The organism is Pontibacillus chungwhensis (genome assembly GCF_030166655.1).
GTDB lineage: Bacteria > Bacillota > Bacilli > Bacillales > BH030062 > Pontibacillus.
On record NZ_CP126446.1, the window covers coordinates 1,101,622 to 1,122,681 of the forward strand.

General features: G+C 44.0%; 23 protein-coding genes and 1 riboswitch. Of the genes, 15 read left to right on the top strand and 8 right to left on the bottom strand.

Annotated features, from left to right (window positions below):
• The first annotated feature begins 88 nt into the window (after positions 1–88).
• The 3 genes from QNI29_RS05710 to QNI29_RS05720 are packed head-to-tail and all read left to right on the top strand — an operon-like array spanning position 89 to position 1,954.
• On the top strand, positions 89–943 hold the full coding sequence (locus tag QNI29_RS05710) for an ABC transporter ATP-binding protein (RefSeq protein WP_231418228.1): 855 nt from the start codon (positions 89–91) through the stop codon (positions 941–943).
• Positions 936–1,589 carry an ABC-2 transporter permease gene (locus tag QNI29_RS05715; protein ID WP_231418227.1) on the top strand — a complete coding sequence of 218 codons (654 nt, stop codon included), beginning with the start codon at positions 936–938 and terminating at the stop codon, positions 1,587–1,589. The genes QNI29_RS05710 and QNI29_RS05715 overlap by 8 nt, the downstream gene beginning before the upstream one ends.
• Positions 1,589–1,954, top strand: a complete 366-nt coding sequence (locus QNI29_RS05720; RefSeq protein ID WP_231418226.1) for a GntR family transcriptional regulator — start codon at positions 1,589–1,591, stop codon at positions 1,952–1,954. The genes QNI29_RS05715 and QNI29_RS05720 overlap by 1 nt, the downstream gene beginning before the upstream one ends.
• 62 nt (positions 1,955–2,016) lie before the next feature.
• Here the strand turns inward: QNI29_RS05720 and QNI29_RS05725 are convergent, their stop codons facing one another.
• The 8 genes from QNI29_RS05725 to QNI29_RS05760 form a co-directional block, all read right to left on the bottom strand.
• Positions 2,017–2,256: a hypothetical protein gene (locus tag QNI29_RS05725; protein WP_231418225.1), complete on the bottom strand. Its 240-nt coding sequence runs from the start codon at positions 2,254–2,256 to the stop codon at positions 2,017–2,019.
• A 416-nt stretch (positions 2,257–2,672) separates the two neighbouring features.
• Positions 2,673–3,320: a peroxiredoxin-like family protein gene (locus QNI29_RS05730; protein WP_231418224.1), complete on the bottom strand. Its 648-nt coding sequence runs from the start codon at positions 3,318–3,320 to the stop codon at positions 2,673–2,675.
• 248 nt (positions 3,321–3,568) lie between these two features.
• Positions 3,569–4,354, bottom strand: a complete 786-nt coding sequence (locus tag QNI29_RS05735) for an SDR family oxidoreductase (RefSeq protein WP_231418223.1) — start codon at positions 4,352–4,354, stop codon at positions 3,569–3,571.
• 72 nt (positions 4,355–4,426) lie between these two features.
• Positions 4,427–4,975 carry an NAD(P)H-dependent oxidoreductase gene (locus tag QNI29_RS05740; protein ID WP_231418222.1) on the bottom strand — a complete coding sequence of 183 codons (549 nt, stop codon included), beginning with the start codon at positions 4,973–4,975 and terminating at the stop codon, positions 4,427–4,429.
• A gap of 216 nt (positions 4,976–5,191) precedes the next feature.
• A complete protein-coding gene (locus QNI29_RS05745) occupies positions 5,192–5,932 on the bottom strand; it encodes an ABC transporter ATP-binding protein (RefSeq protein WP_231418221.1) in 741 nt (246 codons plus the stop codon).
• Positions 5,925–6,695, bottom strand: coding sequence for an ABC transporter permease (locus QNI29_RS05750; protein WP_231418220.1), 771 nt, complete (start codon positions 6,693–6,695; stop codon positions 5,925–5,927). The genes QNI29_RS05745 and QNI29_RS05750 overlap by 8 nt, the downstream gene beginning before the upstream one ends.
• The gene (locus tag QNI29_RS05755) at positions 6,692–6,985 is read right to left on the bottom strand and encodes a thiamine-binding protein (protein ID WP_231418219.1); all 294 of its coding nucleotides are present in this window, start codon (positions 6,983–6,985) and stop codon (positions 6,692–6,694) included. The genes QNI29_RS05750 and QNI29_RS05755 overlap by 4 nt, the downstream gene beginning before the upstream one ends.
• Positions 6,986–6,990: 5 nt before the next feature.
• Positions 6,991–7,980 (bottom strand): ABC transporter substrate-binding protein, encoded by a 990-nt coding sequence (locus tag QNI29_RS05760; RefSeq protein ID WP_231418218.1) that lies wholly within the window; start codon positions 7,978–7,980, stop codon positions 6,991–6,993.
• Positions 7,981–8,095: 115 nt separating this feature from the next.
• Positions 8,096–8,204: riboswitch (TPP riboswitch) on the bottom strand.
• Positions 8,205–8,737: 533 nt separating this feature from the next.
• Between QNI29_RS05760 and QNI29_RS05765 the strand changes: the two genes are divergently transcribed.
• The 12 genes from QNI29_RS05765 (at position 8,738) to QNI29_RS05820 (ending at position 20,991) form a co-directional block, all read left to right on the top strand.
• On the top strand, positions 8,738–9,718 hold the full coding sequence (locus QNI29_RS05765) for a Gfo/Idh/MocA family protein (protein ID WP_231418217.1): 981 nt from the start codon (positions 8,738–8,740) through the stop codon (positions 9,716–9,718).
• Between the two features lie 13 nt (positions 9,719–9,731).
• The gene (locus QNI29_RS05770) at positions 9,732–10,775 is read left to right on the top strand and encodes a Gfo/Idh/MocA family protein (protein WP_231418216.1); all 1,044 of its coding nucleotides are present in this window, start codon (positions 9,732–9,734) and stop codon (positions 10,773–10,775) included.
• A gap of 289 nt (positions 10,776–11,064) precedes the next feature.
• Positions 11,065–11,937, top strand: coding sequence for a DMT family transporter (locus tag QNI29_RS05775; RefSeq protein ID WP_231418215.1), 873 nt, complete (start codon positions 11,065–11,067; stop codon positions 11,935–11,937).
• Positions 11,938–12,078: 141 nt separating this feature from the next.
• Positions 12,079–12,519 carry a histidine utilization transcription antiterminator HutP gene (gene hutP, locus QNI29_RS05780; protein WP_231418214.1) on the top strand — a complete coding sequence of 147 codons (441 nt, stop codon included), beginning with the start codon at positions 12,079–12,081 and terminating at the stop codon, positions 12,517–12,519.
• Positions 12,520–13,236: 717 nt separating this feature from the next.
• Positions 13,237–14,757 (top strand): histidine ammonia-lyase, encoded by a 1,521-nt coding sequence (gene hutH, locus QNI29_RS05785; RefSeq protein WP_231418213.1) that lies wholly within the window; start codon positions 13,237–13,239, stop codon positions 14,755–14,757.
• Between the two features lie 15 nt (positions 14,758–14,772).
• A complete protein-coding gene (locus QNI29_RS05790; RefSeq protein ID WP_284526890.1) occupies positions 14,773–16,104 on the top strand; it encodes a Na+/H+ antiporter family protein in 1,332 nt (443 codons plus the stop codon).
• Between the two features lie 194 nt (positions 16,105–16,298).
• The gene (locus QNI29_RS05795) at positions 16,299–16,757 is read left to right on the top strand and encodes a nucleoside deaminase (protein ID WP_231418212.1); all 459 of its coding nucleotides are present in this window, start codon (positions 16,299–16,301) and stop codon (positions 16,755–16,757) included.
• A gap of 145 nt (positions 16,758–16,902) precedes the next feature.
• Positions 16,903–17,439 (top strand): hypothetical protein, encoded by a 537-nt coding sequence (locus QNI29_RS05800; protein WP_231418211.1) that lies wholly within the window; start codon positions 16,903–16,905, stop codon positions 17,437–17,439.
• 119 nt (positions 17,440–17,558) lie between these two features.
• The gene (locus QNI29_RS05805) at positions 17,559–18,521 is read left to right on the top strand and encodes a GGDEF domain-containing protein (protein ID WP_231418210.1); all 963 of its coding nucleotides are present in this window, start codon (positions 17,559–17,561) and stop codon (positions 18,519–18,521) included.
• Between the two features lie 626 nt (positions 18,522–19,147).
• Entirely contained in the window at positions 19,148–19,531 is a 384-nt protein-coding gene (locus QNI29_RS05810) for a DUF5412 family protein (protein ID WP_231418209.1), read from the top strand.
• A gap of 402 nt (positions 19,532–19,933) precedes the next feature.
• On the top strand, positions 19,934–20,710 hold the full coding sequence (locus QNI29_RS05815) for a COG3650 family protein (RefSeq protein ID WP_231418208.1): 777 nt from the start codon (positions 19,934–19,936) through the stop codon (positions 20,708–20,710).
• 128 nt (positions 20,711–20,838) lie between these two features.
• Positions 20,839–20,991 (top strand): hypothetical protein, encoded by a 153-nt coding sequence (locus tag QNI29_RS05820; RefSeq protein WP_231418207.1) that lies wholly within the window; start codon positions 20,839–20,841, stop codon positions 20,989–20,991.
• The last annotated feature ends 69 nt before the right edge of the window (positions 20,992–21,060 follow it).

The following is a 21,060-nucleotide window of genomic DNA, read 5'->3' on the forward strand; positions in this document are numbered from 1 at the left end:
AAAAGTAATTGACAGAAGTCTTGTCCTAAGGGTATATTGTGTATATAAGGTATACACAGTATATACGGTTTTGGAGAGGAGCTTTCCTATGATGGCTTTGGAAGTCAAAAATCTGAACAAGAAATATGAGCAATTTCAGTTAAAAGATGTTTCTTTTCAACTACAGAAAGGATATATCATGGGATTTATCGGTGCGAATGGGGCTGGTAAAACAACCACAATAAAATCCATTTTGAATCTGACTCAGTTTGATAGTGGGGAAATTAGTACCTTGGGTAAGAACTTCATCGAGCATGAACTCGAAATGAAGCAAGTGATTGGGTATGCCTTTGGCGGGGTCAATTATTATACGAGAAGTAAAATCAAAAACGTGACGAATGTGATTAAGAAGTTTTATACGAATTGGGATGAAGAAACCTACAACAATTATCTTAAAAGGTTTGACTTAGATGAGAACAAAAAAATCGCCCAATTGTCTGAAGGGATGAAAGTAAAGTACAATTTGGCGCTTGCTTTATCCCATGGTTCGAAACTACTTATCCTTGATGAACCGACAAGTGGACTTGATCCTGTAGCAAGAGACAATTTGTTAGACCTATTTCAAGAGTTGGTGGAGGAAGGCGAAATTAGTATTCTTTTCTCGACTCATATTACTTCTGATTTAGAAAAATGTGCGGATTATATTACCTATATTCATAACGGAGAAATCATTAATAGCGCTGAGAAAGATGAATTTATTAACACATATCGGTTGTTGAATGGGGATGAAAGTCAACTTGAAAAGGTTAAAGACGATTTAATTTCCTACAAAAAGAATTCATTTGGCTTTACAGGATTGATCCATAATCAAGATTTTGACCCGACGCTCGATATTCGCTCAGCGCGGCCTAATCTTGAAGAGATCATGATCTATTTCTCAAAAAGGGAGGGGCAGTATGTATAATTTACTTTTGAAGGAATTAAAGCTAGGCGTAAATCCCTTCTTTTATCTATTACCCTTTCTGACCGGAGCGTTAATGTTAATTCCAGGATGGTTATACTTTATTGTACTCCTGTACTTTTGCTGGATAACAGTACCTAATATATGCGGGGCTTATAAATCACAGAATGATTTAGAGTTTTCTCTTATGATGCCTGTCACGAAAAACGATATAGTAAAAGCGAAAGTGGCCGTTATTGTAATCTTAGAATTATTGCACATTGTAACGGCAGTGTTCTTTGGCATCATTAGTACGCACTTATATCCGAATATCCAAAACTTCTTCTTTGGGCCAACGGTAGGGTTTTGGGGACTTGGTTTTATCATGCTAGCCATATTCAATCTAATCTTCATATCTATGTATTTTAAGACAGCCTACAAATTTGGCGCCCCTACCATAGCTGCCATCACAGGTGCGATGCTATTTGCGGGAGGTGCTGAGTGGTTAGGAATCAAAAATTCTATGATGTTTGATCTGTTTAAAGGCAGCGGTTCAGATAATCTAGCGATCCACGTTCCCATTCTATTAGCTGGAATGGCAATATTTGCAGGATTTACGATTATTGCTTATTATATTGCTATTAAACGATTTAAGAAAGTGGATATTTAATGAACATAGCTATTTCAAATACCTCTGAAAAACCAATCTATCAGCAGCTTTTTGAACAGATTAGTGCTCAAATCCTCAAGGGTGAAATTGAAAAAGGATATCACTTACCCTCCATACGCCAAGCTGCGAAGGAACTGCGTGTGAGTATTATAACGATCAAAAAAGCGTGGGAAGAGCTTGAGCGATGTGGGTTGATCTATACAATAACGGGGAAGGGATGCTTCGTGGCTGAACTCTCCTCTGAAGAGATGATTCAAAAGCGTAATGAAATGGTCGAAGAGCAAATGGCTGTTGATATTTCGTATTACAAATCCTTTGGTCTGACGATAGAAGAAGTTATGGAACTTCTGAAGAAGGTTTATTAAGTGGATTTAAAAAATGGAAATACGAATGAAACCCACTAAGAGCCGCATTTTATGCGGCTCTTTTATACTGTCACCATAACTGTCACCATGGTTGCAATAACAATAGGTAACCAACCAAAATCAATAAGTTTATTGTTAGTGGATCGGTCAAATTCATACCTTAGAGCTAGTCTTTGGATCACGACATAGATTACACTAATAGCAAAAAAGTTAAGATAGTTTAAAGAATCAGAGAATAATAACACTAGAACCAATAAGCAATATACGACCGCCCTGAAAATAGGGAGCCTTACAATCGACATATTTACTAACACCCTTTCAAAATATAGACACTACTGTAATACGTTCTTTTGTATAAACACAGTTTAGCAAAGATTTTAATATAACGTAATTAAGGGTTTTACTTCCATATATCATCCAGTAAAATGGGGTCAGAAAAATTTATGATAGGTTTAAGAGGGAAATAGGGGGATTGTGTTTTGAAGCTACTAAAAGGGATCATTATAGGTATTGTGGTGTTATTTGTAATATTTGCGATTATAGGAGTGGTTGCATTTTAAGGTACCAGCGAATGTAACCCATTCGAGTTATGAATATGATTCCAGACACATGATTCGAACTCGATTAGGGCAATAACTTGTTCATCAATATACTCCTTCTATTCATATATAAAACCAGAAAAAAGGTACATCGTGTACCTTTTTTCTGGTTATACTTATTATTTCGAGCTTTTGAGATGCATTAGAACTTCTCTTGGTTCAGCCCGGTACATATAATCAACATTTGCACTCGACTTGATGATGGTTCCATCTTGATTGATGACAACCGTTCCAGCAACAGGCAATCTCCAAGGATTATCTTGGTTATTGTAGAGATTCAAGTCGATATTGAAATCTTCTTTATACGTTTTGACAAGGTAGTCGGGTAATTCAAACAACAAGTTGTACTGCTTGATAACTTCTTGTGTTGGATCACTTACTACTTCATATGAGAGGTTGTTCTTCTCACGTGTAGTCAAGGATTGGTCAGGAGTTTGAGGGGAGATGGCGATTAATTGAGCTCCCTCAGCTTTTATATCATTCAGAATTTCTTCATAAGCTCTCAACTCAAGGTTACAGTAAGGACACCAACCTCCTCTGTAGAAATTCAAAATAACAGGGCCTTTCTTCAGTTCATCATATAAAGTAACGAATTCCCCGCTGGCGTTTTCCAATGTGAAATCTGGGGCTTTGTCACCTTCCGCCAATCCAGAGGCTATTCCCGACTCGATAAGCTCGTTAGTTGCTTGTGTTACGTTATTCGTCACGTGCTCAGGAGCTTTTGAAAAGAACTTCTCCCGAACTGCTTGTAGTTCGTCCTTTAACATACTCTCACCTCAAGATTTCTTTTGAATGGTATCTCTTAAAAAATTACTTTAATCTATCGCAATATGAATGAAGCGTCGAATATGCCCGAAGTTCTGTTAAATAGTTGTCGATATGAGGGTTCTTCATAACGTCGTGAACTCCGAAACTTTTCAGTGGCTTAAGACCGACGCAATTGTTCTATAATTCAAAAACAATCGAACTATTGATTGCAAAAAGCATATTATAGGAGTCTGTAGTCCTGCTATACTTATATTTTCGCTTCCCAATTCTGCGCTTCCGCTTCTTTAATCATATCTTCTGCATCTTGTGGATATGCGGTTCGGAAAGCATGGTGGTCAGCTGCGATTACCTCTACCATCTTATCGATCATTTCTTGAGGATGGTATTGATTTTCTAACATTTTTCCTGTTCCAGCCATAGATTTGCGAGGTGTAAAGTTTTTGTCTTCATCATACCATTTCTGCTTCTCTTCAAACATTCGGTCATTAAAACCAGTTTCGTATGGTCCAGGATTGATTGTGGCGACTTGGACGTTAAACTCTTCAAGCTCAGCCTTCATATTCTTCGCTATCGCTTCAACTGCATGCTTAGATGCTACATAAGGCCCTAGGTAAGGGATGCTAACGGCACCTGCAATAGAGCTAAGGAATACGATTTTTCCTGCTTTCTTTTCTACGAATTTTTTGGCTGCAATTTGAGCATTTTCCAAGGTACTAAACACATTCGTCTCGAAGATATTCCGTACACGATCAACGGGGATCTCTGCGACGGGACCACCTTCACCAATCGCTGCATTGGCTACGAAAATATCATAATCATACTCACGGATTAATTCCTGATCACGCTTATTATTGATGTTGAGTTTGATGATTTCTAACTCTACACCTTCTAGTGAAGCGGCCTCTTTTAAGCTGGTAATTTGGGAAAGAATTTCAACAGAAGCGATTACACGATGTCCTTGTTTAGCTAACCCAATGGCTGCACCTTTACCTAAGCCGCTGCCTGCGCCCGTGATAAAAACAGTTTTGCTCATTCTGATTTCCTCCTATAAGAGATAAGGATTTGTTTATTAGGAACGTTTCCATCTGCCATAATTGTAATTAAATTAAACGTTGAATACTTCTTTTAAATGTGCGCGAAGTTCTGTGAGGTATTTATCGATGTCAGGGTTCTTCATAACGTCATGAGCTCCGAAACTCTTAAGTGGCTCAAGTCCGACATATTTATTCATATTGTGGAAGTGATCAAGGGCACCTTCAATATCCTGCCCTTTAAAGAATTTGTCTTTGGCATTAAAAGCGTACTCTGGAGCGTTCCATGTTGTCGAGAACATATACTTGCCATTAATCATTCCATTATGGCCATATTCAGCATCGCCTCCGAAGAAGACACCTGGTTCATATACGGCATCAATATATGATTTAAAGGCGCCTGGCAAGCTAAACCAATTGATGGGTGTTTGGAAGATAATTGTATCTGCCCATTTGAATTTTTCCTGTTCTTCTTTCACATCATATCCTTCCTGTACAACAGTGGTCTTGATGTTATAGGAGCCTTCCAATTGGCTTATGATTTCATCAAATAACGTTTTGTTCAGTCTTCCTGGTGCAAATGACCAATATTCATGTCCATTGATGACTAAGATGTTTTCCATGATTATTCCTCCTAAGTGGTTTTATAGTTCGAAAACCATTGAACTGTTGAAAATAATAGCATCACTTTATGTGGATTGCAATCATTTCGATTTTTTGATGAATCAGTGTTATTTCTTTTAGCAAACGCTGAAGGAGGATGGGTGAATGTCTTACTAAAATTCATAAGCGATCGTTCTATGCTAAAAAAGCACTCCAACATGGTTGGAATGCTTTTTTCACTGTATTGTTCCCTTCAATTCCTGATAAATCTCCCGCTTCCACCGAAGCATCTCCTCTGATAAAAAAAGCGACTCTTCCCTCGGCCGAGGAAACGGAACCTGAAATTCCCTTTGTACTGTAGCCGGTCGTTCTGATAACACCACAACCCGGTCAGATAGGAACAGAGCCTCTTCAATGTTATGCGTCACAAATAGAACAGACCGCTTATGCTCGCTCCAAAGATCAAGGAGCCATTTCTGCATCTCGAGCCTTGTGAATTCATCGAGTGCAGAGAAGGGTTCATCTAAGCAGATCAAAGGTTGTGGGCTAAGTAAACTCCTGACAAAAGCGGCTCGTTGCTTCATTCCACCAGACAGCTGATGAGGATAAGTGTTCTCATAGCCTGATAAACCTGCCCGGTCAAGCATTGAGAGCGCAGCACGTTTGTCTGTCTTTCCTGCGATTTCACTCCCGAGCATTACGTTCTCAACAATCGTCCGCCACGGAAAAAGGGAAGGACTTTGTGGCATGTAACTAATCGATCCTCTTGTGCCCTTAATGTCTTTACCACCTAGTGTGATCTCGCCTTGTTCAGGTTGGTACAAGCCTCCGATCAGGTTAAAGAGGGTACTTTTCCCGCTGCCGGAGGGGCCGAGGATGGAGACGAATTCCTCATCTCCGACCCGGAGGTTCACGTCGTTTAAAATGAGTTGGCCGTCAAAAGACTTTGATAGGTGTTGTAATGTGAGTTCAGCCATCTGTCTCAACTCCTTTCGTTTTCCAGGCAATGACTCGCTTCTCGACGAGTGTGATCAGCGCAAAGAAAGTGAGGCTCAACACCATAATTAAAAAGATCGCCACGAAAACTCGGTCAGTTCGGAATGAGGAAGAGGCGAGCGTCATATAAACGCCAATCCCTTCTTTCGCCCCTAACCACTCGGAAATGACGGCGCCCATTACACTGTATGTAGCAGAGATCTTTAACCCGGAGAATAAAGAAGGCAGCGCATGGGGCCACTCTAATTTCCAAAACGTCTGGCGTTTTGTTGCGCCCGCCATTTTCATATAATGAAGCAATTCCGTGCTCGTCTGTCTTAATCCGTCCATCGTTGAAACGGCAATCGGGAAGAAGCAAACGAGTGTGATAATGATCAGTTTTGGCAACATACCGAATCCGAACCAGATGACAAGGAGTGGTGCGAGCACGATGATCGGGATATTCTGTGAGAAAATAATAAGCGGGTAAAACATGTTTCGGAACACAGGGGTGACGTGCAAAAGAATCGCCACGACGATGCCAAACGTGGACCCGATCAGAAATCCAATCACGGTGAGCCAGATGGTCGAGTAGAGGTGATGGTTATACAACGACCATCCGGCTATTCCTTCCTCCCACACTTGAAATGGGGAGGGGATGAGCCATTCTGGAATATCAAATAGTCGACTAGCGCCTTCCCAACTAATAAAGAGAAGGATGATGACCAGTGCAGGCCGCCATCCTTTTAAGACTGCTTGTTTCACTCGGAATACTTCTCCGTTAACGCATCCATTGAAGCACCACTTGGCTGATAGAGCACTTTAACCTGTGAGATCACATTCAGGCACCCTAGTTCGACCATGCGCGCATTCATCTTTTCGATGATCTGAAACAGCTCGGATAGATCTCCCTCCATCGTCGTTTCAAGGGGATGGACCTCGTACTTCACTCCGGATTCTTGAATAATGGAAATCGCTTCGTCCACCATCGGAATGGTTGGTTCTCCGTTTGGTGTCTTTGGTATGATTTGAATACTGACTAATGAATTGGCCATTGTCATCACTCCTCTGGTAAGAATTCGTTCGTAAAGGCTTCACTTGCCTTCAGTTCTTGGTCGAGCAACCCGTTTTCGTACATCCAATCGGTATAGTTTTCCCAAACGGCTTGATCTTGTACGCCCCACTGTTCCGCGTCGTCTTTGTATTTCGGTGACAGCCATTTCTGACTTGCTTTGACGAGCTCTTTGTCAAGGTCTGGTACGGCGTCTATTAAAATATTAGCTGACTTCTCTGGTTCGTCGATCGCAAATTGATAGCCTTGGGACACGGCTTTCGTGAACGATTCAACGAGCTCAGGATCTTCATCGATGTGTTTCTGGTTCGTTGTGAGGACGGGGGTATAATAATCAAGTTTCTCTGAGTAATCAGTTAAGTACAGCATGTTTAATTCCTGACCACGGAGCTCGGCCTCAACGCCTGTCCACCCGTAGTAGATCCATGCGAAATCAACATCTCTCTCAACGGCTGTGAAGAAGTCGGTATTTCCCATGTTCACGATGTCCACTTTGTCAGGATCCCCGTTCTCTCCTTTCATTAGAGAAGAGATGACTTCTTGCTCAACTGGGTCGCCCCAGCCGCCATATGTCTTTCCTTCAAAATCTTTTGGTGATTCAATATTTTTCTCCGCTGGAGAAGCGAACCCTGATGTATTGTGCTGAATAATTGCTGCGATTGATACGACCGGGATGTCCTGCACGCGCGCTTTCGTAAGAGCTTCCTGTGCGCTAATGCCAAAGTCTGCTTTCCCTGATGCGACAAGCTGATCAGCTCCGGCCTCTCCTGGCATAATAATATCCACATTCAAGCCTTGTTCTTTGAAATAGCCTTTTTCTTTCGCTACATATAGGCCGGTGTGGTTCGTGTTTGGCGTCCAATCGAGGACAAGTGTCACGTCTTGTAGAGACTCCCTTTCGCCTCCATTTTCCCCACTTGTACTTGAGCAAGCGGTTAAGAGGACGATTAGACACGTCAAGATCCATAGTTTCTTCAAAATGATTCCTCCCTTTTGTAATGAGAGCGTTAAACGGTAAGGGACTTTTAGAGAATCGTAGAAAATTTTCCAATAAAAAAAGCACCAGGTACCATACCTAGGGTGCATATCATTAAAAACGTTTAGATATGTTTCCTACGCTGGTCTCAACCAGATCAGGTTCTAAGGGTCCGTCTGTCTACAGGACGTCTCAACCAGTCACACTGGTTCCCCTACATGTTACGTGTTCCTATTAAATTATGATTAACGCTCTTTCTCTTAAGACTTTGCCACACTCGTTTCGGAATTGCAAGAGGGCTTTTCGTAGAGGAGAGATTCTGAGATCTGTTCCCTTTTTCGGGGGAGAAGGGCTCGGAAAGTAAGAGAGAAGCGCTCTCTGTGACATTTTCGTTGCTTTATGACTTCAAAAGGGAACAGATAGGTCGAATCTATGACCTTTTCGCAGCTGAAAGGGTGAAAAGGTAAGAGAGACGTGGGCTCTGTGACCTTTTAGGAACAAAGTGCTTTTAAAAAGTCACAGATAGCCCTGTAGCCGTATGATTCTTCTCTAGTAAAAGGTACGGACGTGGAGCAATACAAGAGACAAATTCACAATCACTTTGCGGAAGTTTTCGTAGATTAATGACAAAGAGCAATCTCTTTGCTGAGGGGATTGCTCTTTTTTACATTCATAGGTTACACTTGGTCGGAATTGGGGAAATAAATTATTTTGTAACTTTTTTTGTAAGGGCTTTATAAAAGAAGGAGGAACATACATATGAAAGAGATTCGATGGGGGATCATTGGCTGTGGCGATGTGACTGAAGTGAAAAGCGGGCCAGGGTTTCAACTAGCGGAAAACAGTTCGCTCGTGGCTGTGATGAGACGAAGTGGTGAGCTTGCGAAAGATTATGCAGAGCGACACAACGTGCCAAAGTGGTATGACAAAGCAGATGATCTTGTGTCAGATTCTGAAGTAGATGCGGTGTACATAGCAACGCCACCAGGTTCACATAAGGAGTATACAGACCTCGTGGCGAAAGCGGGAAAGCCTGTATACGTCGAAAAACCAATGGCACTGAACACAGAGGAATGCCAGGCGATGATCGATGTTTGTGAGGAACATCATGTGCCTTTATATGTGGCCTATTATCGCCGCCGTCTGCCTCGTTTTCTTAAAGTAAAAGAACTGCTCGATGAAGGTGCCATCGGGGATGTGCGCTTTGTGACGATGGAACAAACCCAGAGGCAATTAGAAAAGGATGAAAACGGAGAATGGCCTTGGAGGGTTCGGCCTGAAGTGAGCGGTGGAGGTTTATTTTACGACGTCGCTTCTCATACACTTGACCTCTTTGACTTTCTTCTTGGACCAATTGAACAGGTAAAAGGGTATGCGGACAATCTGGCAGCTTCTTACCCTGCTGAAGATAGTGTAAGTGGAACGTTCCGATTTGAAAGCGGGGTTATGGGAACTGGTGTGTGGAACTTTTCTTCCTATAAGAATGAAGATCGAAACCGAATTGTTGGGACGAAAGGGGAAATTATTTTCTCAACGTTTGATGAAGTGCCAATCAAATTAATCAATCGTTTCGGAACAGAGGAATTTCATATCGATCGCCCAAGTCCGATTCAGCAGCACCTGATTCAAACGATTGTCGATGAGCTGTTAGGAGAAGGAGAATCACCGAGTACCAGGCGTTCTGCGCTTCGGACGAACCGAGTGATGGATGAAATGGTACAAGCTTACTATAACGGATAAAGGGGCGAACGATATGAATCGGAAACTTAGAATTGGGATTATCGGCGCAGGAGGCATCGCAAGGAGTGCTCATATTCCCAATTATCAAAACTACGGAGATGCAGTAGAAGTCGTTGCCGTGGCGAATCACAATAAGGAAAAGGCTGAAGACTGTGCCCGTGAGTTCTCCATCTCCCATGCGTACGAAGATTATCAGGATATGCTTCGTGAAATGGATTTAGATGCGGTCAGCATTTGCACCCCGAACGCGTTTCATGCGGAGCAGGCGATCGCCGCGATGGAATCAGGTTGCCACGTGTTATGTGAGAAGCCACCAGCGATCTCATCGAGTGATGCAGAGAAGATGGAAGAAGCGGCAAGCCGATTAGGCAAGCACCTTATGTATGGATTCCACTTTCGCTTTCGTCCGGAAGTCGAAACAGTGAAGCGTTTCATAGATGAAGGGGAAATGGGAGAGATCTATGCAGCGGAAGCGAAATGGAACAGAAGGCGAGGCATCCCAGGCTGGGGCGTCTTTACGAACAAGGAGCTTCAAGGTGGTGGAACGCTAATCGATAATGGCATCCATATGCTTGATTCAGCCTTGTATTTGATGGGGTATCCGGAACCAAAAACGGTACTTGGAGTGACGTACGATAAAATTGGGAAACGTCCTGGTGTAGGTCTCTTAGGGGAATGGGATCATGAGAACTTTTCCGTCGAAGACATGGCCCGGGGCATGATTGCGTTCCAAAACGGCGCTTCCCTTTTATTTGAATCCTCCTTCGCGGCGAACATTGCTGATAAGGATGCGAGAGTTCTAAAAGTAATGGGTGACCAGGGAGGGGCGGATGTTTTTCCGCTCACGATGTATCAGGAAAAACACGATACCCTTCTGGATCTCACGCCTCCCTATGTGGATAAGGGCAATGCCCATAAAGACATGGTGCACCACTTTATTGAATCGATTCTTATGGGTCAAAAAACGAGTGGACACACCCACCAAGGAACGCTTGTTCAAAGAATTATTGAAGCTTTATACGAATCAGCAGCTACTGGAAAAGCGGTTGAGATGTAAAAAAGCGTTTGTGCTTCGGCACAAACGCTTTTTTTATGCGCAATGCTCACATGCACTCGGGCAGAGGTATCCTACAAAGTACCCAAAAATTGATGTACTAACATAACATATTTAAGGTTATACAGGATTAATATTCTGAGGTTTTAAGAAAGAAGTTTGAAAAGTTGGTATAGATGGAATGAATAGTAAAAGACCGATACTATAGCGATAGACGAGGCAGATCCTCCGTAATCTGAGCACGATCTATTAGAAGAGGTCTGTAATAAGAACAATCAAGAGGAGGGACACAATGAATTATACTGGCATACTTTTTATTCTGACTTCTGCAGTTTTATGGGGGATTACAGGCGGCGTTGGAGATATTTTGATGAACAGAGGCTGGAATCCAGCGGTTATTGCCTTTTACCGTGGGTTTATAGGGTTTATTTGCTTTGCACTCTGGTACTTAATCAGACGGAAAGTCATTAAGATCAAGAACAAAAATCCTTACTTTTACTCATGGGCAGCGGTGGCTGGAATAGGTGTAGCAGGGAACTTCCTGTTTTACTTTCTAGCGATAGAATCAACCGGCATCCCGATTGCGGCAACGTTAATGTATACAGCACCTATCTTTGTGTTACTCGTTTCCTTTTTACTTGGCATTGAGCGCTCTTCCCTATTTAAATGGGCAAGCATTGCTTTCGTTCTTGTAGGGGTAATCTTGTTAACAGGGGCTTACAACTCAGGTAGTTCTGTTTCGTTTATGGGGATCGTCGCTGGTTTAAGTGCAGGGATCTCTTACGCTTTATTTATATTTGGATTTAAGAAAGCCGCTAAATTAGGTAGTCCTCAAGCTACACTAACGGTTGCTTTCCTATTCTTTATTCTGGTGCTTGCCCTCCGTATAGACTTCGGAGAAGCGGTTTCCGTCGTAAGCTCAGATGATATTGGAATGTTTATCATTTTAGGAATTATCGGTGCTGGTCTGTCGTTTATCCTTTATGTCCGCGGGGTCAAACGAACAGCTCCTTCTACAGCTTCCATAATAGCTATGGTGGAACCTGTAACAGCTTCCTTGTTCGGTATTGCGTTACTTGGAAATGAGTTAACGCTAATGCAATATGCCGGAATGGGACTAATCTTAGCCACCATTACCATTTTAAGCGTGAAACAATCTTCTTAGGAAGGGGGCTAGGGAAGTGTTCTAGACGCACGGAAATCCTCATAGGCTAAAATGTAGATTGACAGAATATTAAGTAAACGCTTACAATTTAAGTTAGTTACTAGTCATTCGTACAGTTTATGTGGAATTTAGGTGAAGTCAATGAGTCCAAAGATTCCGATAGGGAAGTTAGCGCTGTTAGTATCATCCTTAACAGATGAAGAATTAGAGCCGTTCACGGATCAGTTAAAAGACGTCGAGTATTGCACAGGCAAAGCCGGATCCATGAATATGCAAAAAATTATCGCTGCCGTGGAAACAGCAGCGAAGCGAAATCATATTATAGTAGATGACGTATACAGAGAAACCCACGCCCTTTACCATGCTATTTTAGAAGCATTAAACGGCGTCATGAGAGGTCAGATCGGTGCTGGGGATATGATGCGAACCGTTGGTTTAAAGTTCGCCATCGTGAGAGGCTCCCCGTACGTCGAGTTAGAAGAAGGAGAATGGATCGCCGTCGCGTTTTACGGCACCATCGGAGCACCTGTAAAAGGGCTTGAGCACGAGGCCTTTGGTCTTGGTATTAATCATATTGGATAATTAAGAGTTGCCTATAGTCATTAGTTATGAGGAGGCGACAATGGTATTCCTATGCCATTGTCGCCTCCTTTTTTTGGCTCAATATCTCTTGCGAAGTTGAGAGGAAGTTTCCGTCAGTTTGGTGGGGTGTAAGGTGGTTCGGGAAATCACTCGCTTTCCGCGGCGAGCTGGGAAGCCTCCTCGTTCGCTTACGCTCTCTGTGGGGTCTCCCCTAGATAGAAATGTGCAAGCGTGGTGCCTAGGACCGTACGGGCAAGGCTGCTTTTTGGAAAAGGCGATAAGCCTTTGGAAAAAAGATGACTTGTCTCGCTAGGTCCTCCACGCTGGAACTAGACTGGCTCCTACTGCCGCAGGAGTCTCGCGATTTCCCGAACCACCTTTGCTATATATGGGGAAACGGAAACTTGCCAAAAACCTACTAAAAGCCATTTTGAAGACTGCTTGCCATAGTCAAACAAAGGGGCTGTTCAGTCAAATTAGGCCAAGGGGTGTCTTTGGAACGGGGAGACTCCTGCAGGAGAAAGAGGTCGACGAGACCCCGCAGGGTGTTTTTCCCGAGGAGGCTCGACAGCTCGCCTGCGGAAAGCGAGTCGTTCCAAAGACACCCCTAGCACTCACCCATGGGAACAGACCCACTCATGCTAAAATGTCTCAGCCTCGGCTGCTCAATAGTACCCCTGATCTTAAACAAAACAATTTTAATAGGAGTTGATCAGTGTGATTGAATTAACGGGATCTACGTTAACTTTAAAAGAAATGAAACGAATCCTTTTTGACAAAGAGAAGATCGTAATTGCGCCTCGGAGTTTAGAGAATGTTAAGAAGAGTCGAGATGTTGTGGAAGGTATTGTGAGAGAGGGGAAGACGGTCTACGGGATTAACACTGGCTTTGGAAAGTTTAGTGATGTCAGGATTCATGAGAAAGATGTGAATAAGCTGCAGCTCCATTTAATACGCTCTCACGCGTGCGGGGTTGGGGAACCTTTCCCGAAGCTTGTCAGTAAAGCGATGGTGGTTTTACGATTAAACGCTTTATTGAAAGGGGTTTCAGGCGTTCGTCCTTGTCTTGTGGAGCGGCTTCGTGACCTTGTTAATGAAGAGATCATACCTGTCGTTCCGTCACAAGGGTCCCTTGGGGCGTCTGGAGATCTTGCTCCTTTATCTCACCTTGCTCTCGTGCTTGTCGGTGAGGGAGAGGTGTATGACGGAGAGGCGACGAAACCGACGGCTGAAGTCTATGATGGGCGAGGAATGGCCCCTCTTGAATTAAAGGCGAAAGAAGGATTGGCGCTTATAAACGGTACACAAGCGATGACGGCGATGGGCGTATTAAATTATTTGAAAGCGGACCAGCTTATGGAGCAGTGCGACTGGATTGCTGCGATGACGTTAGAATCACTTGAAGGCATTATCGATGCGTTTCACCCAGCCATTCATGAAGCCCGCGGGTATCCGGAGCAAATGGAAGTGGCCGAGCGGATCCGAACGATTACAAAAGGAAGCAAGCTAATCACAAGACAAGGGGAGAAGCGCGTGCAGGATGCGTATTCCCTTCGCTGCATCCCTCAGGTGCACGGTGCTTCGAGGCAGAGTTTATCCTATGTAAAAGAAAAGCTTGAGATCGAAATGAATGCAGCGACAGATAATCCCCTTATTTTAGACGACGGGGCAACAGTCGTTTCAGGTGGGAATTTCCACGGGCAGCCGATTGCTCTTGCGATGGACTTTATGAAGATTGCGGTGGCCGAACTTGCGAACATTTCAGAACGTCGCGTCGAGCGCCTAGTCAATCCGCAGCTCAATGACCTGCCTGGGTTCTTAAGCCCTGATCCTGGACTGCAATCAGGAGCTATGATTTTGCAATATACCGCAGCTTCTCTTGTTTCAGAGAACAAAACGCTCGCGCATCCGGCAAGTGTAGATTCCATACCGTCATCTGCAAACCAGGAGGACCACGTCAGTATGGGCACGATTGGAGCCCGGCACGCGTATCAGATTGTCTTAAACGCCCAGAAGGTGCTTGCGATCGAGTTGATCTGTGCCCTTCAGGCTTTAGAGTACCGGGGAGTGGATAAGGCGTCAAAAGCTATTCAAGATCTACATCAAAATGCGCGGACCGTCGTCGCGTCTATGGAAGAAGACCGTGTCTTTGCCCGTGACATTGACGCGCTAACAGGATGGCTTGAGCGTACAGCGTTTCAATGGGAACTTACAAAGAACGAATCGATTACAAACTGATAAAGGGGGAATTTCGTGTTCACAAATGCTGTTCTAATAAGTGTGCTTATAATGGTCGTCCTAAGTCTTGTCAGGGTAAATGTTATTTTTGCTATTTTGATTGCTGCGATTACAGCAGGACTGGTTTCCGGATTGAATGTAACAGAAGCCGTTGAAGTGATCGTTTCAGGAATGGGCGGTCAATCGAACACGGCCCTTAGCTATATTTTGCTCGGAATCTTCGCTGTCATGATTGGCCTCTCAGGTATTACGACCATTCTTGTGCAGCATATGCTACGTATTATAGGAAAGCAAAAAATCATCCTCGTCCTGGTGATTGCGGGTATTGCGTGTTTATCTCAAAACGCAGTCCCGGTACATATTGCGTTTATTCCAATACTGATCCCGCCGCTCTTGCCGCTCTTTAATAAACTGAAAGTGGATCGTCGCGCGGTTGCTGCTGCTCTTACATTTGGATTGAAGGCTCCGTACATTATGATCCCGGCGGGCTTTGGATTAATCTTTCAGGGCATTATAAGGGATGAGATGAAAGCGAACGGGATGGAGATTGCTCTTAGCGATGTGACTCAAGCGATGCTTCTTCCAGGACTCGGCATGGTTGTAGGATTACTCATTGCTGTTTTCGTCACGTATCGTAAAGACCGTGTGAGTAAGAAAAAAGATGGACTTCACGTTGAGCCTGAAGATGAAGGGATTCCTGAAGACTTTTATGAACAAGAGAAGGTTACGTGGAATCTCGGCCATACCATGACCGTCTTAGCCATTCTCGTCGCACTTGTTACGCAGCTTATGACGGATTCTCTCGTTATTGGAGCGTTATCTGGTATTATCGTGATGTTTGCAACCAGGGTGGTGAAATTCTCTCAAGGAGAACGGGTTGTTCACGAAGGCATTGGAATGATGGGGATGATCGCCTTCGTCATGCTAATTGCTTCAGGTTACGCAACGATATTAAAAGAAACAGGTGCTGTATCTGAACTAGTAGAACGAACCGATGGGTGGCTCGACGGGAACCACGCCCTTATTGCGACGGTTATGTTACTTGTGGGGCTTGTCATTACGATGGGAATTGGCTCTTCATTCGGAACCATCCCGGTCATCGCAGCCCTTTACGTTCCCATTTGCCTAGCGACCGGTTTCTCACCCGTCGCAACAGCAGCGCTAATTGGCACAGCAGGAGCCCTGGGCGACGCAGGCTCCCCAGCATCAGACAGCACCTTAGGCCCCACATCAGGACTGAATGCCGACGGGCGCCATAATCACATCTGGGAAACCTGCGTCCCCACCTTCCTCCACTACAACATCCCGCTCTTTATCTTTGGCGTGCTAGCGGCTGTGTTGTTTTAGAGGTTGGATAGAGGGGGGGATGTTTCCGTTGCCGTTAGGTAGAGGAAGGTGGTTCGAGAAATCACTCGCTTTCCGCGGCGAGGTGTTAAAACCTGATGCTCAAGAATGGTAATAGCCATCGCCCCTCTTGTATGAAACTGGTTCGTAAATCTCATCCTAATGGTGTAAGGTGGATCAGTGAGGAGGAAATACAGATGAAACAAACAGATGAACAATTTATGAGAAAAGCGATTGAAATGGCTAAGCAAGCCCGCGCAGAGGGGAACGAGCCCTTTGGAGCGATTCTTGTAAAAGATGATGAGATAGCGATGATTGGGGAGAATCAAATCAATTCTCTATGTGACCCAACCCATCACGCTGAGATCGGGTTAATCCGCAAGTTCTGTTCAGAACATAACCTGTTTGACCTAAGTGAATATACTCTTTATACAAGCTGTGAGCCTTGTGTGATGTGTTCAGGAGGAATGGTGTGGGCGAATCTTGGTAAAGTTGTCTACAGCGTAAGCCACGATCAACTAGCTGAGATCGCAGGAGATAACATTATGATCTCCTGTAAAGAAGTCTTTGCTAAGAGTCCGAACCAGCCTGAAGTGGTAGGAAACGTGTTAAATGAGGAAGGCCTAAACGTATTTGAAGGGTATTCTTTCTCATAAATTCTTATATGGATCGTCTGAAGCAGTCCGTCTGACGGGCTGCTTTTTTGAATTAGCTCCAGCAATGTAATGTAAATTATTCCTTAAAATGTTAATAGGATTCTGGTAAACTATTCTACATGAATAATTCGGAAAGAGGGATAGCTTGGAAGGAATTCTTTTTATTCTGGCCATTGTTTTAGCTATTCTATCTTCTTTTCTCCTAAAATCATATTTAGATAAAGGGGATAGGATAAAAAGACACGCTATTGATGAAGAGATTACTCAGGACGTGGTATGTTTTCCTGCAAAAGAAGGGAAATGGTGGTCTTCTCCTGTTCTGTTATGGGGGACCTATGGCTTTTTACATGTTTATTTTGTTCTGTTTTTCAACGAGGATATTTTCCTTACAGGAACCCAAGCGATTATGGGATTTTGTGTTGTGATCGCTCAGAATCGTCAAAGCAGTGAAGATTTTGTCCGCTCTAAAAATGGAGTGCTTTATATTACCCGTGGTCCTGTCTTGAGCCGGAAAGTCGTTGACCTTCGTCATCTATTACGAGTTGTGGAGACTCGCAAACATTTGTCGTTTTATCAGGAAAATGCGCGCATTGCCCGTATTCCTTTTAGGGAACTTCGACAAGAAGACATACCTCGTCTAAAAGAAGAGATAGAGGCATATATTCCAATTCGTAACGAATAGTAGGCTACTTTAGTAGGGGATATTGAGTAAAAATAAAATAGAATTTTCTGTCGAATGAGCCAAAAGTCTTTCCTTTTATAGTAAAATTAGAGGATATTCAAAAAGCTAGGGGTTATACGATGGAGAAACTATATTTTGTAGCAGGACTCGCCGTCGGACTTTTCTTGTTTAGTGTATACACCTCCTATGTCAAACACCGTTGGAAAGAAAAGAATGATAAAGAAAAGCAAATCTACCAACTTGTAGAAAACTCAAGAGACATCATTTATATTGTCCAATTTCAACCAGAACAAAAACATATATACATTAGCCCGGCTCTAGACGCTTACTTAGGGAAGGGCATTGTAGAAGCGTCATTAGAAGATCCGTTTTTCCCTTTTAAATTGATACACCCTGATGATGTGGACATTTTAGAGAGAAAAATCACCGATCAAATCGATTATTCCAAACCTTTTGTGCAACGGTGGCGAAATCGTAGGGGAGAGTACCGGTGGTTTGAGGAATACGCCTCCCCTGTCTATAACGAAGACGGTGACTTAGTTGAACTCCACGGAATTTTACGTAACATCGACGAGAAAGTTCAACTTCAACAGAACTTAGAATATCGAAGCACCCACGACGCCTTAACCGGACTCTTTAATCGCGATTACTTTGACCGCTTGATGGAGAAATACGACCATGAAGTCGAGTCATCAGTCGGGATGATTTTGTGTGACTTAGACAAGTTAAAGGATATGAACGATCGCTATGGTCATAAAAAAGGCGATGCCTATATCCAAAAAGCAGCCGACCTCTTCGTCGAATCCACCCCCGAAAACGCAGTCGTCTCAAGAGTCGGTGGTGATGAATTTACGATTTTGCTAACAGAAACGACACAAGAAGAGGTAGGAACGATCTTTAATAGAATAGAAGAAAAAATCACGACCCACAACAACCAACATAGAAACGCCCGACTACACGTATCTATGGGCTACGCCTTTAGAGGTCACTCTCCAGGTCACATGGAGGAGCTCTTCATCGAAGCCGACCAACGCATGTACCAGCACAAACGCTCCAAACCACAAGTCTATTCCCATACATAATAAAAGAGAGGCCCTGGCCTCTCTTTTTTGTTGGAGTCTGGGGGCGTTACGTTTATGAGTGGATGGGGCGGCTGGGGAACGACTCGCTTTCCACGGGCGAGCTGTCGAGCCTCCTCGTTCGCTATCGCTCTCTGTGGGGTCTCGTCGACCTCTTTCTCCCGTAGGAGTCTCCCCGTTCCCCAGCCACCCCCTGGCTATTGTCTAACAAACGCCCCGTGGTGAATGATGTAGGTTTTCTCATATATGGCATGTTTCCGTTGATCTATATGTGGCAAGGTGGTTCGGGAAATCGTGAGACTCCTGCGGCAGTAGGAGCCAGTCTAGTTCCAGCGTGGAGGACCTAGCGAGACAAGTCATCTTTTTTCCAAAGGCTTATCGCCTTTTCCAAAAAGCTGTCTTGTCCGTACGGTCCTAGGCACCACGCTTGCACATTTCTGTCTAGGGGAGACCCCGGAATGAGCGCAGCGAATGAGGAGGCTTCCCGGCTCCCCGCAGGAAAGCGAGTTGCCCCCAGCAAACCCTAGCTCTTTTATAGCAACGGACCTAATCCAACTTTAAGTCACTTTTCATCTGGAATAAACATGATAAAATATAGAAGGAAAGACTGGCGTAGGAGGAGACTAATTTTGAAGAAATACATTACCATCCTTGTACTAATCCCCTTAATCCTTTTGGGGTTGTATACATTTGCGGTCATGTTCCGCGGACCGTTTGGGTTTGAGGAAATGCCGATCGACAAACTAGAACAAGTAGCCGAATACGAATCAAAAGAAGGCGAATACACCATCCGCATCTTAGAAAAAGGCGGAGCACCGATCAACAAAGAATGGACCTACATCGGAGCCTTGTATGAAGGAGACACCTTCGTTCGAAACGTAATCTGGATTGAGGAAGAAGTTCCTCTTGAATGGACAGGCGAAGAAACCATCACCTTCACAAACGCTGAGGGAGAAGAAGTAGACGTGAACGTCATAGAAGATACGTATGACTTTAGAGGATTTCCACTATAAACATCCTTACACCATTAGAAAGTAGTTCAATTATTGGAAGGGCCTCTTCTAATAGGTTGAACTACTTTTTTATATGGAAGAAGAACGAAACATGTAGCATAAGGAATTTATGGGCAGTATTATACTCAGCATCCCGCTGTGGGCCGTTTCTCTACTTTTGTAAGGGGTGTCTGGGGAACGGGGAGACTCCTACGGGAGAAAGAGGTCGACGAGACCCCGGAATGAGCGTAGCGATTGAGGAGGCTCGACAGCTCGCCCGTGGAAAGCGAGTCGTTCCCCAGACACCCCAACCACCGCACAAACGTAACGGCCCCTCCCACTAATACATAATGAATCATAACTCATACAGCACCATCATCCCCCATATAGTATAGGAAACCACCTGGATGGAGTGGATTGCTAATGTGGGGAAGCAAAGATTTAGTAAATCTAATAAGTACCTTTCTACCACCTTTCTCAGAAATTATCGCCTTTAACGGAGAGCCTGTAGTCAGTGCTACAGACCTAGATAGGGATGGCATCGCTGAGGTCATAGGAGCTTACTACTGGCAGGGCGAGCATTATGTCATCGTTCTAAAATGGGGCGCGGGGAGATGGCAAGTGGCCTCCTGCTGGATGGACAGTAGCCTGCAGGGTGCCAGAGACCAACAGGTTCCCTATGAATCTTTCGTAAATAAAGACGGGATTGATTTGTCCTCGCTTCAATACCTTTCTTCTGAGAAGGAGAAGAATATGAAGTTTGAAGAAGCTCTGAAGAAAGAATTTCAAATTCGTCCGGAAGATAAGGTGAGGTACTATTATAATAAAGTAGATTTGAATGATGATGGGAAGCCTGAAGTATTCGTCTTGCTGGTAGGCCCCACACTCTGTGGGACCGGGGGTTGCAGTGCTGCGATCTTTAAAGAAAAAGAGGGGGAGTACGCTCTGCTCACTAGATTCAGTGTCGTCAACAATCCGGTCATTGTTAGTGACCAACAGACCAATGGGTATAGGGATATCTTGATGAATGTGTATGGAGGGGGGATTGTACCTTTCTTTGCACGGCTGAAGTATGATGGGAGTACCTATCCGGGCAATCCATCCGTTCAACCTAAACTAGAGCCTGGCACGAAAGTAGAAGGAGTCGCGATCGTGGCGGATGATCTAATGAAAAGTCCAGGGATTGAGATTTCGTCCTGAAAGTGGGGACGTGAGATCTTGAAGAAAGCTGTAATGGGTTACCCTCGTTATGGCTTTTTTGCTATTCATAGGTTCTCCTTTTTTTAGGAGATGGACTCTAGTATTATAAATTCTATAGGAGGGGTTGGATGGATCGACGTGAGGAATCAGAAAAGGAAAATCCGTTCGCATCTTGCCTCACATCCTTTGCCGATGGCTGCGCGGTGATCGGGTGTTTGAGTGGGGTGCTGTTGTTTGTGGGGATCCCGGGGGCTCTTCTTTTCGTAAGTCAGTGGATATAAATCGGAAGAATCGAAATCACGAGCCTATTCATGATTTCCTCTGGCGTGATAAACTAATAGAAAAGGCAT